The following is a 14,157-nucleotide window of genomic DNA, read 5'->3' on the forward strand; positions in this document are numbered from 1 at the left end:
GACTCTGGAGTAATTTTCACAAAATATAAGCAAGGAACAGCTCTTGGAAACTGACCAATAGAGGCTCCTTCCTATGCTAGATGGGAAAATTAAAGAGGGAGCCGTTTACTCGCTGCTGGTGACGCGCAAGCGACCAGGTTCTACGCTGATATCCAGGCCTAAATCGCGTAATAACCGATATCGGTTATCTTCAGGGTCAAAGCGGTATACCGGGTTTTCATCCAGCCACTGATTGAGGAAGTCATAAATTTCGCCGCTAATACCATTTAAACTAAAACGCATGGCACCTGTGTCTATGACCGAATCTTCCAGGCTCACATTGCGTAAAAATATGGCATGTTCTGTACTGCTATAACTGGGCACACCGGCTATTTTAATATCCGCTTTAACCGGATAGGTACGACCAAAGGCTTGGGTATTCAATACAGAACTGGTCGATAAATGCACTTTGCCGTCGCCATTCTCATCGATAGTTACGCCAACAGTCTCAACATCCAGCGCAGAGGTAACTCCGGCGAAATTTAACGAAAACTCACGCTGCTGGATCTGCTGCTCTACCAGTTGCTGCACATCGCCTTCACTGATCGTATAGTTAACCAGTCGGCCCACTTGTGCGCACGCAGTAACCGCGATCAGTAGCGGTACTATCAGCCATAAATTTTTCATAAGCTTTCCTCAGTTCCCATCAATTCTTTGGCTACCTGCTGCAAAACCTGAGTTTCACGATGTATTGAAATCCCCATCTTCTCAGCGCGGCTTACTATTACGCTCTGGTTATGACGAATAGCTTCATCAATATCTACCCAGTGAACATTCATACCATTGGCCACTTCATAATGCTCTAACTTATTAGCCTGTAAAGCAGAATTAAGCTTACAGTGAAACCAATAAGAAGTCTGAAACATAAGGTCCCACTGCGGTTTCCAACAGGGCAGGTACTCAGTTACCCGGCCAAAATCACTGAGTATCTCTATGTCATGGGCGCCGGCTTCTTCCGCCAGCTCCCTGCGCAAACCCACTATAGGTGCTTCGCCAGCATCTATACCGCCGCCAGGAAAACTAAAATCGTCATAACGCTCGGTGTACATAAGCAGTATTTTACTCTCTTCAATCACGATCCCCCGAGCCGCTTCCCGGGCCAGAACATTCAGGCTTTGATCTGCAACCAAATGCCCTATAGAGTCATGAACTAAATGTGCTAACTGCCGCATACTACCTCAACTGCTTATTTAATGAGCGCGCAATTATACACTTAAGGGAAAAAAATGCATTTTGAAATACAACAATTGAGCTGGCACAAAAGACGCCGGCCCGGCAAAGAACCGCAACCAGTGGCTATTGATGTGCCTGACTTCAAAAAAGAAGCAGACCACATGTGCCAGGTGAGCGTTACTTTCGACAACGGCGAAGTGCTTAGCATGCACGGACGCGTAAGCCAGAATCAGATTAAAAAAACCTGGTCTGTAAATGCTATTAATAGCTCCGGGCAATCGGTATTTGCCCGGCTGATTGAATAACTACTTACGTAAAACTCTGGAGAGCGGTTGTAGCTTCGGAATATGGCTGACTACAACCATAATAACCGTCATTAGGGGTACCGCCAGCAACACGCCTACCGGCCCCCACAACCATCCCCAGAAGAAGATAGAGACAAATATGATGACCGGGTTCACCGCCAGCCGCATACCATGTATATAAGGTTCAATGAAAAAGCCAACTATACTGGTCATCACCATAAAAGAACCCGGCACTATGGCAATTTTCCACAATTCATCAAAAGTAGCTACCGACACTACAGTTAATAGCGCTACACCCAGAATAACTCCTATATAGGGTATAAATCGGCTAAGTGTTGCTACCAGGCCCCACAATACCGGTGTAGGCAAACCCACACCCCAGGCGACCAGACCAGTAAGAATGCCTATACTCAGATTGGTAGTTGTTATGACAGCAAGATAGCGAGCAACCTGCTCCTGACCACTACGCACAATACGCAGAAATATTTGTCGCCGGCGACGCCTCATTTGCATCGCCAGGTTCTTAACCAGCATGTCGCCACTAACCAATAAAAAATAAGTCAGCGCCAGTGCAAGTGCAAGACCGAATACGGTCTGCTGTGCTCTTTCCAGAGCCTGACTTTGCCAGGATTCCTGTTGTAAAACCACAGGCTGAGGGCGATCTTCTTCAGACACGTCGTCCATTTCTTCTTCAATCTGCTGAGCTGTATCACTGAAACGATCCATCTGCCGTTCCATTTCGCTCTCGCCAGTGAAAATACGCTCTATAGCATTAGGCGCACGGTCCGCCCACTCCGAAAGAGGTTTAACAATGCCATAACTAACAGATGCTATCAGGGCAATCACCATTAACATTAAGACCAATGCAGACAAAGCTCTGGGCACTTTAAGCCGACGTTCGGCTTTGCCAACCAAAGGCGCCAGCAACATGCTTAACAACAAGGCCAGTATGATAGGCAACAGAATTTCATGGGCCAGATACAAGGTATACAAAACGGCAAGGGAAAAAAGACCGTAGATAGGCGTAGTAAGATCCTGCTTTTTCAGTACTTCCTGTACCGAATACCCTGATTTTTGCTGATTATCTTCAGACATAATTCTCTCTTTAAAACCGCTCACTAAACAAGACTAGGTAAAAAACTTAATTAAGCATAGGTAGTTTTCATATAATTAAAGTTTGCACGAGCGTCAAAGCAGGACCCTTGTTATAATTAGCTGCCTTTTAGAGCTCTCTCCCCTCAGAGTCCTCAGGCAAAAAACGGGACCTCTTCCCAACATCCGTAAGTTAAACGAAACCGACTACAAGGCTCTGTTATGAACCCCTGGTTACTCGGCGTGTTCGCTTTAGGCTTAACACCCACCCCTGCGTTGGCCGCTACCGGCCCTATTGATCTGACCCAAAGTGCTATTGGCATTATTGCCCTGGTTATATTTGTTGCTGCTTATTTACTGGTGATGGGGGAAGAAAAGCTTCACCTGAGGAAATCCAAACCCGTTCTGGTAGCCGCTGGCCTTATCTGGGCATTAATCGGTTGGCACTATGTACAGGCAGGCATGCCTGATGAAACCAGCGATGCTTTCAAACATACCCTGCTTGAGTTCTCCGAACTCATGCTGTTTTTATTAGTAGCCATGACTTACATAAATGCCCTGGAAGAACGGCGGGTATTTGATGCCTTGCGCTCCTGGCTGGTGCGTAAAGGGTTCAGCTACCGAACCTTATTCTGGATTACCGGCATTCTGTCTTTTTGCCTATCCCCTATCGCCGACAACCTGACTACCGCATTGTTGATGTGCGCGGTTGTCATGAAGGTGGCACAGGATGATAGTAAATTCATAGCCTTAAGTTGCGTTAACATAGTGATTGCGGCCAACGCAGGCGGTGCTTTCAGTCCTTTTGGCGACATTACTACCTTAATGGTCTGGCAAGCCGGAATGCTCGAATTTCAGGAGTTTTTTGTACTCTTTTTACCCGCTCTGGTCAGTTACCTTATTCCGGCAACCATCATGTATTTCTTTGTTGCCAGAGAAAAACCCGGCGGGCTTATTGAAGATATAGAAATGAAACGAGGCGCCATTCGCATTACCTGCTTATTTCTGCTTACCGTGGCTACCGCTGTATGTTTTAAAACCTTCCTTCATCTGCCACCTGTCATGGGCATGATGATGGGTCTGGGTTATTTGCAGTTTTTTGGATACTACCTCCGTATGACTTTACCCGGTTCTCTCGCCCGTAAAAAAGCCTTGGCCGAGCGCAAAGGCGATGAACAGGCATTACGTCGTTTAGGGGGTGTGGTGCCTTTTGATGTATTCAGCCGGGTGCAGCGTGCGGAATGGGATACCCTGCTCTTTTTCTATGGTGTGGTGATGTGTGTCGGTGGTTTAGGCTACATGGGCTACCTGGCTATTGTATCCAACTTCCTTTATCTGGAATGGAATGCCACAGGCGCCAACATAGTGCTGGGCATTATCTCGGCTGTCATAGACAACATCCCGGTTATGTTCGCCGTGCTGACCATGCAACCGGAGATGTCACATGGTCACTGGTTGCTGATTACCTTAACCGCAGGCATTGGCGGTAGCTTATTATCAGTAGGTTCCGCGGCTGGTGTTGCCCTGATGGGGCAGGCCCGTGGTCATTATACCTTTTTCGGGCATCTTAAATGGTCACCGGTCATCTTACTCGGTTATTTTGCCGGTGTTGGCCTGCATATGTGGTTAAATGCAGCCTATTTTTACAAGTTCTTTTAACTTTTCTCTAATAGCTGCAAGCATTCAATGCAACGGAGCGTCGTTGGCTCAATTGCCAGGCGCTTCTCATTGATAGCTTCACCACAGTCAATACAATAACCATAGTCGTCTTCAGCAATGCGCCTCAAGGCGGCTTCTATCTGCAATAACTGTTGTGCACGGCGCCGCTCTGTAGCCTGGGCCATCTGTTGCCCCTGCATAGCATCCATACGCGAAAGCCGACCAACACTTTGCTGGTCCAACTGCACCGGCTTCTGTGAATCTGCGCTGGACGCTGAGGCTTGCTGTAACTCAGATTTGAGCGCCTGCAATCTGGCCTTATAAACTTCACTGTCCATTACTTTCAACCTTCTGATTTAACCTTTATAACCCACAGGCGGTCTTTTTATCGGGGTTTTATGATAGCGCTTACGCACCCAGTTTATCGCCTTTAACACACCAGGGCGCAATATAATCCAGCGCTCCATTCGGTATTTTCCAGACACATCCGATACCGCTAATGCAACCAGAATAGTAAGCAACCCCTGACCCGGGGCGAATAACATAATGACACCCGCAATTAGCAAAATAAGAGCCATAAAATTACGTAACAACGTGTACCAGAAACCCACTTTACTCTTGTGCCTGCGCCGTCTTGCGGCCAAAAAATAGTCGTCCGGCATTTTCACGATCAGCACCGGAACCAGAATTAATGACACCAAAGCCAGCAATACGCTAATCGAGGTTAATAACGGAATCCAGGGGGCCAGAACTTGATAGGCCTGCACAAAAAAATCATTCATGATGACCGTTTCTTACCATTAAATGATGGACGAATTCTTTCCCTTTGTGTTTACCATGTAAATACCCCTTTTTAAGAGCTTCCAGATTACGCGACAAGCGGCTTAATCTGAATTCAGGGCCTGGCGCTATCATTCTTACCCGACTGTCTTCCGGCGGTGCATCAATAAAATCGAGTGACTTGTTGTAATGACTGTAACGCTGCCGTGTGGCTTTTGCCAATGCTGGTTGTTTTCGCAATACCGTATTAGCGAACATCCGGTTAGCCGGGCGTTTCCGATAACCATGACCTTGTGAAAGTATCACGGTAATATCACGAGCCCCCCAATTATAAGCGGTCTCGACAGGAATAGAGTCGCTCAAACCACCATCGGCCATAGCCATGCCTCTCAGCTGAGGATAATCCCGGTAAGCAATAGGAATGGCACAGGTAGCGGATAGTACAGGGTACATATTCTCCGCGCAGACTTCACTGTAACAAGGTTTACCATCACGTATCCGGGTCGATACCACATACAGCGGAATACCACGCGCCTTAAACGTATCCTGGTCCAGTTCCACTTCGCGCAGTGTCTCTTCCAACAGCCATTTTATATCAGTTAAGTGACCGCCAGTCAGTGCGCGTCGAAAGTTTATGAACTCAGGACTGATGCCCTGACGGGAGAATATATTGAAGGTGCGCTCGTAATCTCCGGAGAGATAACTTAATGCAGCTGTCGATCCTGCTGACACACCAATAACAAAGTCAAAAGGATAAAAATCAGCCTCGATAAAAGCATCGAGCACCCCGGCTGCGAAAACTCCGCGCATGGCTCCGCCTTCAACCACGAGGGCGCGATTACCATGGGGCACATGCGGCATTAACATAAGAACCTCACTGATTTCACTACTCTTCAGCATAGACAAAAAAGCCGCCTTAAGTTAGGCGGCTTTGTAATCGCTGTATCTTTCAGTCTGTTTATCGTAACAGTAAAAGTGGTACTTTAGTTGAGGTTAACAAACGATTGGTATGACTACCGACAAAGAATTCACGAATTCGTGAATGCCCGTACGCTCCCATCACCATAGCGCCAATCTGATTCTCAGAGACATAGTTTAAGAGTACTTTTTCAACATCTCCCGCTTCAAGATTTGCAGTGACATCAAAACCGGAAGACTGCAGGCGTTCTTTAGCCCAGTTTAACTGTTCCTGATGGTCATCCGTTTCCGCAGCCACCATGACCACATGAACAGGGATACCTTTAAATAACGGACTGTCTGCGACCATTTCCACCGCTTTGCGCGAGGTAGCACTGTTATCAAACGCAATCATAATACGTTGCAAAGGCTGAAACTTACCAGTAATCACCCATACTGGTCGACTCACAGCACGTATAACCCGCTCGACTTGATGACCTATATGCTGACCCACACCCTCACCATGGCGACCCTGTCTGCCAATTACCAGCAACCGGGTTTCGTCTTCGACTTCAAGCAAGGTATCGACCAGATCACCATGACGCTGACGAGTACTGATTTCAGCGTTTCCGGCACTACTACTTTCAAGATGCCGCTGTGCACTATCAAGTACCATCAAACCCTGACGGCGTGCCAGTTTGGCTCGTTTTTCTTCGATCTCAGCCAGTTCTATAAGTAAATTCTGCCGTGTGTCCACGCCAATATTACCACTGAAATCGGTCTCAGTCGGTTTACGTACATCATCTAATACATTCAGCAATACCAGCGATGTGCCCATACGTTGAGCAGACCAGGCTGCATAATCGCACACTGACTGAGTTAATCCACTGCCGTCAATACAAGCAACTGTATGTGTAGTCATCGTTTAATCCTTATCACCGGCCACTACTTAGTGGCCGCCCATTAATTTATCTGCAGCTTCTGGTTTATCAGCTACGCCGAATTTATCAACCACAGTTGCAGTGGCCTTGTTCATACCAACCACTTCCACTTCTGTACCTTCACGACGGAACTTAAGAATCACTTTATCCAGTGAAGAAACCGAGGTGATATCCCAGAAATGAGCACGATCCAAGTTTATAGTTACCTTATCAAGGGCTTCTTTAAAGTCAAAGGACTCGACAAATTTATCCGCTGAACTGAAGAATACCTGACCTGTAACAATGTAATCGCGACTATGACCATCTTTTGCAAGCTTAGACGATACATACATGTAATTGCTAACTTTTGCTGCGAAGAAAATAGCGGCAAGTAATACGCCAACAAATACACCGTAAGCCAGATTATGCGTCCAGACTACAACAACTACGGTAGCTACCATCACTATATTAGTGCTCATAGGATGTTTCTTAAGGTCTGTTATTGAAGACCAGCTGAACGTACCTATAGCTACCATGATCATAACGGCTACCAGGGCCGCCATTGGAATTTGCGAGACCCAGGGGCTTAAGAATACCACCATCACAATTAACACTACGCCGGCAACAAGAGAGGACAAACGTCCGCGTCCACCAGACTTGACGTTAATAATAGATTGGCCAATCATGGCACAACCAGCCATACCACCCATCAAACCTGAGCCTACGTTCGCAATACCTTGACCACGACACTCTTTGTTACGGTCACTCTTAGTATCCGTTAAATCATCAACTATGGTTTGCGTCATCATTGACTCAAGCAAACCAACTACTGCAAGGGTCAGTGAATACGGCAGGACAATAAGCAGCGTTTGCAAAGTCCATGGTACATCTGGCCATAGGAATACGGGCAGGCTATCCGGCAATTCACCCATGTCACCAACGGTGCGAATATCCATACCTAAATACATAGCTAAAGCGGTTAAGACTACAATGCATATCAAAGGCGAAGGAATGGCTTTGGTAATGTAAGGTAAACCATAAATAATAACCAGGCCGCCTGCAGTCATCGCATAAACATGCCAGGTAACATCGGTTAACTCAGGCAATTGCGCCATGAAAATCAAAATAGCCAACGCATTAACGAAACCAGTAACCACCGAGCGCGATACAAAACGCATCAGACTACCCAGTTTCAAAGCCCCGAAAATAAACTGAATAACCCCAGTCAGCAAAGTGGCTACTAACAGATATTCAAGCCCATGGTCACGAACCAGAGTGACCATCAATAACGCCATGGCTCCGGTAGCAGCAGATATCTGGCCAGGCCGCCCACCAACAAACGCCATAACGACACAGATACAGAAAGAAGCGTACAAACCCACTTTAGGATCAACGCCAGCAATAATAGAAAAGGCTACGGCCTCTGGAATAAGCGCTAGGGCGACTACAATACCCGCGAGTACATCACCGCGAATATTAAAGAACCAGGACTGCTTTATTTGGTCGAACATGAGAAAATCCTTATTAAAGCAATAAATAGATCCTGTCGAAACGCCCACAAGGGCTTCGAAGACAGAATAATTTTGAAATATGGTGAAAAATCACCCATGTGTATTTTTTTAGTAAAGGTATACGCTCTGGTATCTGTAGCAAGATCCAGCGTATTAAAGGTTAGGAAAACCTTGGGAAATGATAGTTTTACTAGGGCGGCGTAAGCTGCACGTTAAAAGTCCTGCTTTAAATTAATAAATACGACTTACCCATAAAGTGGTAAGTTGAAAAACGAGCGCGAATACTACTCGAAAAGAGTGTGTAAAACAACCAACAGCCCTTATTAATAGATTTTTGAACTCAAATTCAGCCAAGGCAATCTTATTTATGACAATTCATATTCTGGTGGGTACAACGTCAGGCAACACCGAATTCTTAGCTCAGGAAATCAGCGATCATTTACAACAACAAGGATTTGCCCCCGAGTTCCACGATTTACCTGAGTACCAGGCAATAGCTCAACAGGATTGCACCTGGATACTGTGCATAGCTACTCATGGGGCAGGCGAATATGCTGATAGCATTGCCCAATTTATGCAGGATATTGAACAACATAAACCTGATTTAAGTCGTCTGAAGATCGCCATAGTTGCTGTCGGCGACTCCAGTTATGACACTTATTGTAAAGCCGGACAAGATGCAGAGCAGCTGCTCACTCAATTGGGAGCTGAGCAGATAATCCCCCGGTTAGAGATAGATATGATGATAGAGCTGGATCCTGAAGGAAAAGCTATGCAATGGCTAAAAAACTGGCAGGATCGCTTAACATCATAAATTGGGTATAAAGTTACCAACAAAGAAAAAACTGTTAAACAAGGATTTACGCCAATAAGTCAGATCTTACCCACAGTTTAGATCAGTAACTATCCCCAGATTTTAAAAGCTGTGCATAAACCCTGATCAAAGCTGTGATCCTGAACCGTATAACTTTGGGGATAAAAGCCATTGTGGATAAGCCCTGATTTATACCACTGGTTACACCCACTTTAGATCGCTGTTTACCCACACCTAAAAGGATCGCCTAAGATCCTGATCTCTTACTATAAAATGCCTTTATGCACAGAAAAGGGCTGAGCTAGTAGTAGTAATAATAAAAAGATCTAAATAAAGATCTTATAATAGATCCTTAACGACCCTTATGTTCACAGACTGTAAAAAAGCAGCGACTAACCTGAAACAGACGTTTCTAAGCAAAGCGATTCAAGGTAAAATGCTTGGCTAAGCGATCCTTTTTTTCTTTGCTGCACAGCAATGATCGCAACATGTGCAGGACCGAGGTATGAAATGGCAACTGAACAGATATTTGATGTAATAGTAATTGGAGGCGGTCATGCAGGTACCGAGGCCGCTCTAGCTGCTGCGCGCATGGGGCAAAGCACTCTGTTACTGACACACAATATTGACACTTTGGGCCAGATGTCCTGTAATCCTGCGATCGGAGGTATTGGTAAAGGCCATTTGGTTAAAGAGATCGATGCAATGGGCGGGATCATGGCAAAAGCAGCTGACCATGCAGGTATTCAATTTCGTACCCTGAATGCTTCAAAAGGGCCTGCTGTTCGTGCAACCCGCGCCCAGGCAGATCGCAACCTGTACAAAAACTTCATCCGACAAAGCCTTGAGCATCAGCCTAATCTGCGTATTTTCCAGCAAGCCTGTGACGATCTTATTGTTAAAGAAACCCCGCAAGGTCAGAAAGTATGCGGCGTGGTTACTCAAATGGGTCTGCGTTTCCTGGCCCCTTCAGTGGTATTGACCGTAGGTACTTTCCTCGGTGGACAAATTCATATTGGTTTGTCTAATCACAAAGGTGGAAGGGCTGGCGATCCACCTTCCATAGCACTGGCTGACCGTCTTCGTGAATTGCCGTTACGGGTTGACCGTTTGAAAACCGGTACTCCACCGCGTATTGACTCCAATACCATTGATTTTTCAGTTATGCAGGAACAGCCTGGTGATAATCCAACGCCAATATTTTCTTTTATGGGATCACAACAGGATCACCCTAAGCAAATCAGCTGTTACATCACCCATACCAATGCCAGAACGCATGATTTAATTCGCGAAGGACTGGATCGCTCCCCTATGTACTCTGGGGTTATCGAAGGTGTTGGGCCCCGTTACTGCCCATCGATTGAAGATAAAGTGATGCGCTTTGCGGAACGTGACAGTCATCAGATTTTTGTTGAGCCTGAAGGTCTGAATTGCACTGAAGTCTACCCTAATGGTATTTCAACCAGCTTGCCTTTTGACGTTCAGCTTGAGCTGGTACGGTCTATCAAAGGTTTTGAAAACGCGCACATAACACGACCTGGTTATGCCATTGAATATGACTTTTTTGATCCTCGCGATCTGAAACATTCGTTGGAAACTAAATTTATTGATGGTTTGTTTTTTGCTGGTCAAATTAACGGTACCACTGGTTATGAAGAAGCCGGCGCTCAGGGCTTAATAGCAGGCATGAATGCAGCTTTACAGGTGCAGGGCAAAGAAGCCTGGACACCACGCCGTGACGAAGGCTACATAGGGGTTCTGATAGATGATCTGGCGACGTTAGGAACCAAAGAACCCTATCGCATGTTTACTTCACGTGCTGAATATCGTTTATTACTGCGTGAAGACAATGCTGATCGTCGCCTTACCGCTAAAGCCCGTGAAATTGGTTTAGTAGATGACTCGCGCTGGGCCCGTTTTAATCAGAAAATGGAAGCAGTTGAACTTGAACAACAGCGTTTACGTTCAACCTGGATAGGCAAAGATCACGCGTCTATGGCACAACTGAATCCGCTGCTTAAAACACCGGTGAGCAAAGAAGTTAATCTGGAAGAATTATTACGCCGTCCAGATGTAAATTACCGTATGATGACGTCGGTTGAAGGTTTAGGCCCCACTCTGGAAGATCCGCAGGCCGCAGAACAGGTTGAAATACAAACCAAATATGCCGGTTATATAAGCCGTCAGCTGGATGAGATAAAAAAGAGTCTGCGCCATGAAAATACGGCCTTACCGACATCTTTTGACTACAGCAGTATTTCAGGGCTGTCCAACGAGGTGATTGCTAAATTAGCTGAACATAAACCGCAAACGGTAGGACAGGCCGGACGGATTTCAGGTATCACTCCGGCTGCTATCTCAATGTTGCTGGTACATCTTAAAAAGCAGGGTTTATTGCGTAAATCGGCCTGATTATAATTATTGAGTAAAACCGAGTAGAAATCATGACTGAGCAGGTAACCCCTGAGATACTTACCCAGCGCCTCGAGCAATTACTGGCGAACACTAGGCTAACGGTTACTGAACATCAGCAACAACAGCTGGTAAATCTGGTGATGCTGCTGAATAAATGGAACAAGGCTTATAATCTGACTTCAGTGCGCGATCCTGATGCTATGCTGGTCCGCCATATTATGGACAGCCTATTGGTCTCGCCTTTTTTGCAGGGCGCTAGAATCGCTGATGTGGGTACTGGCCCCGGTTTGCCTGGTTTACCCCTGGCGATCTGTAATCCGGATAAAGAATTTGTGCTCATTGATAGTCTGGGCAAACGTATTACATTTATTCGCCAGGTCATACATCAGCTTAAACTCAATAACGTAACTGCGGTACAAAGCAGAGTGGAAGATTACAGGCCTGATCAGGGTTTCAGCTGTGTTACCAGTCGCGCATTTGCGTCACTTGCAGATATGCTTGCCTGGTGTCATCATTTAAGGTCTGCGGAAGGTTGCTTTCTGGCCTTAAAAGGCCAGCTTGATGAACAGGAGTTAGCAGCTATTCCCGAAGCATATCAAATACATGCGACCCATCGTTTACTGGTACCTGAGCTCGATGCCGAGCGTCATGTGGTTGATATACGACAGTTAGCATAATTATAAATCAGAGGCGCCTGTGGCTAGAGTTATTGCAATTGCAAATCAGAAAGGTGGTGTGGGTAAAACCACCACAGCGGTGAACTTAGCTGCCTCCATGGCCGCCACGCGACGTAAAGTATTACTTATTGATTTGGATCCCCAGGGCAATGCGACCATGGGTAGCGGCGTTGATAAGTACAATGTTGAAAACACCATTTATAATCTTCTGGTGGATGAGAAAAAAGTTGAAGACGTAATTGTGCGGGATACCGATGGCAAATATGACCTTATGGCTGCCAACGGCGATGTAACTGCTGCTGAAATTAAGTTAATGGAAGTATTCTCACGGGAAACCCGTTTACGTCGTGCGTTGGAACCGGTACGCGATCAATATGATTTTATTTTCATTGATTGCCCGCCTTCCTTAAACCTGCTCACGGTAAATGCCATGGCTGCAGCTGATTCGATTCTGGTCCCTATGCAGTGCGAATACTATGCACTGGAAGGTTTAACCGCATTGATGGACACCATAGAGCAGTTAGTTGATGTGGTGAATCCAGACCTGAGCATAGAAGGCATTCTGCGTACCATGTACGACCCACGTAATCGCCTGGCCAATGATGTTTCTGAACAACTTAAAAATCACTTTGGTAATAAAGTTTACCGTACCGTTATTCCACGTAATGTGCGACTGGCTGAGGCACCAAGTTTTGGTGCGCCTGTTATGTACTATGATAAATCATCGACAGGTTCCAAAGCATACCTGGCGTTAGCCGGGGAAGTTATTCGACGGACTGAGCAGGATAGCGCGCAGGCTTCTTAAAAGAGGCCTACTACTTAAATAATAAAGGGTTCATTATGTCAGCAAAAAAACGAGGTTTAGGGCGAGGTCTGGATGCCCTGCTTACGGACAGTGCCAGCGCTGCTGCGCGTCATAGTTCGCAACAACCTGCTATTGAAGATATTGCTGCTGACAACGGTGAATTGCAAAAGTTACCGCTCGAATTTCTACAACCCGGGCGTTTTCAACCACGTAAGGATATGTCACCAGAAGCACTGGAAGAACTGGCTAATTCAATCCGCGCCCAGGGCATTATTCAGCCGGTCGTGGTACGTAAGCTGGCGACTGACAGTTATGAAATTATTGCAGGTGAAAGACGCTGGCGAGCGGCCCAGCTGGCCAAACTGGATAAAATCCCCTGTCTAATTAAAGACGTTGGCGATGAAGCCACTGTTGCTATAGCGCTGATTGAAAATATTCAGCGTGAAGACCTGAATGCCATGGAAGAGGCAACAGCGCTGCAGCGGTTGTTAGATGAATTTAATATGACCCATCAGGGTGTAGCTGAGGCTGTGGGTAAATCCCGTACGACAGTAACTAATTTGCTACGCCTTAATAATTTACATGACGATGTGAAAACCTTACTGGAGCGTGGCGATATTGAACTGGGCCATGCAAAAGTGCTACTCGCTGTTCAGGGTAATGTACAGAGTGATATTGCACGTATCATAGTGGCTAAGGCTTTAACTGTGCGTGAAGCAGAAAAACTGGTCAATAAAGCACTGAATCCTACAGAGAAAAAACCGCAACCGGAACCTGATGCGAACGTGCAGCAACTGGAACAGCAATTAAGCGAACGCTTAGGCGCTGCAGTAGCTATTTCGCACAACAGAAAAGGTAAAGGTAAAGTGGTGATAAACTATTCAAGCCTGGATGAACTCGACGGTATCCTGACTCATATTAAGTAACTTACTATTTTTATAGTTATTTTATTGGCGTCCATATATGCCAATGGTTTCGCTCCTGAAAAGTTGCAATTTGCACTCAAAACTTTATAATCGCCCGAGTTTTTAATGCACCGCTGTACGCTGGTGCAGAATTGGTCAGGTGGT

The 14,157-nt window shown here is 46.0% G+C and carries 15 protein-coding genes; 7 read left to right on the plus strand and 8 right to left on the minus strand.

From position 1 onward, the window contains the following. Positions 1–105: 105 nt before the first annotated feature. Both CWE09_RS09900 and CWE09_RS09905 read right to left on the minus strand, forming a co-directional pair. Positions 106–666, minus strand: a complete 561-nt coding sequence (locus tag CWE09_RS09900; RefSeq protein WP_126803799.1) for a DUF1439 domain-containing protein — start codon at positions 664–666, stop codon at positions 106–108. Continuing rightward, positions 663–1,211, minus strand: a complete 549-nt coding sequence (locus CWE09_RS09905; protein ID WP_126803800.1) for an NUDIX domain-containing protein — start codon at positions 1,209–1,211, stop codon at positions 663–665. Before CWE09_RS09905 ends, CWE09_RS09900 begins: the two co-directional genes overlap by 4 nt. Before the next feature lie 54 nt (positions 1,212–1,265). On the opposite strand from CWE09_RS09905, the gene CWE09_RS09910 reads away from it, so the two are divergent. Beyond that, the gene (locus tag CWE09_RS09910; RefSeq protein WP_126803801.1) at positions 1,266–1,517 is read left to right on the plus strand and encodes a hypothetical protein; all 252 of its coding nucleotides are present in this window, start codon (positions 1,266–1,268) and stop codon (positions 1,515–1,517) included. Here the strand turns inward: CWE09_RS09910 and CWE09_RS09915 are convergent, their stop codons facing one another. After that, positions 1,518–2,612, minus strand: a complete 1,095-nt coding sequence (locus tag CWE09_RS09915; RefSeq protein WP_126803802.1) for an AI-2E family transporter — start codon at positions 2,610–2,612, stop codon at positions 1,518–1,520. A 219-nt stretch (positions 2,613–2,831) separates the two neighbouring features. Between CWE09_RS09915 and nhaD the strand changes: the two genes are divergently transcribed. Beyond that, positions 2,832–4,268, plus strand: coding sequence for a sodium:proton antiporter NhaD (nhaD, locus tag CWE09_RS09920; protein ID WP_126803803.1), 1,437 nt, complete (start codon positions 2,832–2,834; stop codon positions 4,266–4,268). Here nhaD and CWE09_RS09925 read toward each other — a convergent pair. From CWE09_RS09925 to CWE09_RS09945, 5 genes are read right to left on the minus strand one after another with little or no spacing between them, the layout of a single operon-like run. Next, positions 4,265–4,606 (minus strand): TraR/DksA family transcriptional regulator, encoded by a 342-nt coding sequence (locus CWE09_RS09925; RefSeq protein ID WP_126803804.1) that lies wholly within the window; start codon positions 4,604–4,606, stop codon positions 4,265–4,267. The genes nhaD and CWE09_RS09925 overlap by 4 nt on opposite strands. 18 nt (positions 4,607–4,624) lie before the next feature. Next, positions 4,625–5,050 carry a hypothetical protein gene (locus tag CWE09_RS09930; protein ID WP_126803805.1) on the minus strand — a complete coding sequence of 142 codons (426 nt, stop codon included), beginning with the start codon at positions 5,048–5,050 and terminating at the stop codon, positions 4,625–4,627. Further along, the gene (locus CWE09_RS09935; protein ID WP_241974355.1) at positions 5,043–5,948 is read right to left on the minus strand and encodes a patatin-like phospholipase family protein; all 906 of its coding nucleotides are present in this window, start codon (positions 5,946–5,948) and stop codon (positions 5,043–5,045) included. The genes CWE09_RS09930 and CWE09_RS09935 overlap by 8 nt, the downstream gene beginning before the upstream one ends. A 58-nt stretch (positions 5,949–6,006) precedes the next feature. Then, the gene (locus CWE09_RS09940) at positions 6,007–6,867 is read right to left on the minus strand and encodes a universal stress protein (RefSeq protein ID WP_126803806.1); all 861 of its coding nucleotides are present in this window, start codon (positions 6,865–6,867) and stop codon (positions 6,007–6,009) included. A gap of 27 nt (positions 6,868–6,894) precedes the next feature. Continuing rightward, on the minus strand, positions 6,895–8,376 hold the full coding sequence (locus CWE09_RS09945; RefSeq protein WP_126803807.1) for a SulP family inorganic anion transporter: 1,482 nt from the start codon (positions 8,374–8,376) through the stop codon (positions 6,895–6,897). Positions 8,377–8,743: 367 nt separating this feature from the next. Between CWE09_RS09945 and CWE09_RS09950 the strand changes: the two genes are divergently transcribed. From CWE09_RS09950 to CWE09_RS09970, 5 genes are all read left to right on the plus strand, one after another. Then, a complete protein-coding gene (locus tag CWE09_RS09950) occupies positions 8,744–9,190 on the plus strand; it encodes a flavodoxin domain-containing protein (RefSeq protein WP_126803808.1) in 447 nt (148 codons plus the stop codon). Between the two features lie 510 nt (positions 9,191–9,700). Further along, positions 9,701–11,602: a tRNA uridine-5-carboxymethylaminomethyl(34) synthesis enzyme MnmG gene (mnmG, locus tag CWE09_RS09955; RefSeq protein ID WP_126803809.1), complete on the plus strand. Its 1,902-nt coding sequence runs from the start codon at positions 9,701–9,703 to the stop codon at positions 11,600–11,602. Positions 11,603–11,658: 56 nt separating this feature from the next. Continuing rightward, positions 11,659–12,282 (plus strand): 16S rRNA (guanine(527)-N(7))-methyltransferase RsmG, encoded by a 624-nt coding sequence (gene rsmG, locus CWE09_RS09960; protein WP_198679749.1) that lies wholly within the window; start codon positions 11,659–11,661, stop codon positions 12,280–12,282. A gap of 19 nt (positions 12,283–12,301) precedes the next feature. Then, on the plus strand, positions 12,302–13,087 hold the full coding sequence (locus CWE09_RS09965; protein ID WP_126803811.1) for a ParA family protein: 786 nt from the start codon (positions 12,302–12,304) through the stop codon (positions 13,085–13,087). 35 nt (positions 13,088–13,122) lie between these two features. Then, on the plus strand, positions 13,123–14,013 hold the full coding sequence (locus tag CWE09_RS09970) for a ParB/RepB/Spo0J family partition protein (RefSeq protein ID WP_126803812.1): 891 nt from the start codon (positions 13,123–13,125) through the stop codon (positions 14,011–14,013). Positions 14,014–14,157 lie beyond the last annotated feature (144 nt).

Origin of the sequence: Aliidiomarina minuta, assembly GCF_003987145.1 — a bacterium.
Lineage (GTDB): Bacteria > Pseudomonadota > Gammaproteobacteria > Enterobacterales > Alteromonadaceae > Aliidiomarina > Aliidiomarina minuta.

Bases quoted from the DNA above. Each gene is read 5' to 3' on its own strand.
- CWE09_RS09905 (WP_126803800.1), bottom strand. From the start codon at position 1,211: ATGCGGCAGTTAGCACATTTAGTTCATGACTCTATAGGGCATTTGGTT.
- CWE09_RS09930 (WP_126803805.1), bottom strand. From the start codon at position 5,050: ATGAATGATTTTTTTGTGCAGGCCTATCAAGTTCTGGCCCCCTGGATT.
- CWE09_RS09970 (WP_126803812.1), top strand. From the start codon at position 13,123: ATGTCAGCAAAAAAACGAGGTTTAGGGCGAGGTCTGGATGCCCTGCTT.
- CWE09_RS09900 (WP_126803799.1), bottom strand. From the start codon at position 666: ATGAAAAATTTATGGCTGATAGTACCGCTACTGATCGCGGTTACTGCG.
- CWE09_RS09935 (WP_241974355.1), bottom strand. From the start codon at position 5,948: ATGCTGAAGAGTAGTGAAATCAGTGAGGTTCTTATGTTAATGCCGCAT.
- CWE09_RS09925 (WP_126803804.1), bottom strand. From the start codon at position 4,606: ATGGACAGTGAAGTTTATAAGGCCAGATTGCAGGCGCTCAAATCTGAG.
- nhaD (WP_126803803.1), top strand. From the start codon at position 2,832: ATGAACCCCTGGTTACTCGGCGTGTTCGCTTTAGGCTTAACACCCACC.
- CWE09_RS09940 (WP_126803806.1), bottom strand. From the start codon at position 6,867: ATGACTACACATACAGTTGCTTGTATTGACGGCAGTGGATTAACTCAG.
- mnmG (WP_126803809.1), top strand. From the start codon at position 9,701: ATGGCAACTGAACAGATATTTGATGTAATAGTAATTGGAGGCGGTCAT.
- CWE09_RS09950 (WP_126803808.1), top strand. From the start codon at position 8,744: ATGACAATTCATATTCTGGTGGGTACAACGTCAGGCAACACCGAATTC.
- CWE09_RS09915 (WP_126803802.1), bottom strand. From the start codon at position 2,612: ATGTCTGAAGATAATCAGCAAAAATCAGGGTATTCGGTACAGGAAGTA.
- CWE09_RS09910 (WP_126803801.1), top strand. From the start codon at position 1,266: ATGCATTTTGAAATACAACAATTGAGCTGGCACAAAAGACGCCGGCCC.
- CWE09_RS09945 (WP_126803807.1), bottom strand. From the start codon at position 8,376: ATGTTCGACCAAATAAAGCAGTCCTGGTTCTTTAATATTCGCGGTGAT.